Source organism: Ancylobacter sp. G4_0304 (genome assembly GCF_047501495.1).
Lineage (GTDB): Bacteria > Pseudomonadota > Alphaproteobacteria > Rhizobiales > Xanthobacteraceae > Ancylobacter.
On sequence record NZ_JAZDRM010000082.1, the window covers coordinates 1 to 828 of the forward strand.

The window sequence follows — 828 nt, forward strand, 5'->3', positions numbered from 1 at the left end:
GCGCTGCTCGGCCTCGATCATCTGCCGCGTGGTGAAGCGATCTTCGCCCCGCCCATCCTTGCCGAGCTCGACGAGATCGGGCGCACGGCCCATCGCACCCATCACCTCGTTGAACTGCTCGATCCCGTCGCTGTGGCGGTGCGCAAACCGCGCCATGTCGCGCCGGGTGAAGGTCGATTGTTGATGGGTGATCGCATCCAGTGCCAGTGCGGGATCGGCAATGATGCGCGCGCCATTGCCGCGCGCGATCTCGCGGTGCAGCTCCGCCCGATCGGCTGCCTCGATCCGCTCCGCTTCAATGCGCTGGGCGGGCGCGCCGATCTGGCTCTGCGGCTCCAGCGCGATGCCCTGCGCTTCAAGGCTGCGATGATCGATGCGCGCGTCGATATCGAGTTCGGCGAGCCGCTCATTGGCGAGCGCGGCCCAGCGTTCGCGCCAGCGCTCGACCATCTGGGTCGCATTCCAGTCCCGCACCTTCGGGCCGAAGCCGTCCTCGTCGACCGAGCGCATGGTGAGCATGACATGGGCATGGGGCTTGGGCATGCCGTCCTCGCTCATATCGCAATGCACATTGAGATCGGCGACCATTCCGAGATCGACAAACTCGGACTGGACGAAATCACGGGCGAGCGCGATCCCCTGCGCCTGGCTCATCTCACGCGGCAGGGCAAACTCGACCTCGCGGGCGAGCTGCGCGTCCTTGCGCAGCTCGAAGGCTTCGACATCGTTCCAGCGCCGTTCGCGGTCGCGCCACACCTCGGGCGCCCCGTCAGGCAGCAGCACTTCGGAATGCACGACACCGCGCTTGCTGGAGAAGTCCTGGACGCG

At 66.8% G+C, this 828-nt stretch carries 1 protein-coding gene; it reads right to left on the reverse strand.

Annotated elements, in window-relative coordinates; translation table 11 throughout:
- A partial coding sequence (locus tag VRZ77_RS21710; RefSeq protein WP_414594644.1) for a MobA/MobL family protein occupies positions 1-828 on the reverse strand: 828 nt, incomplete at both ends.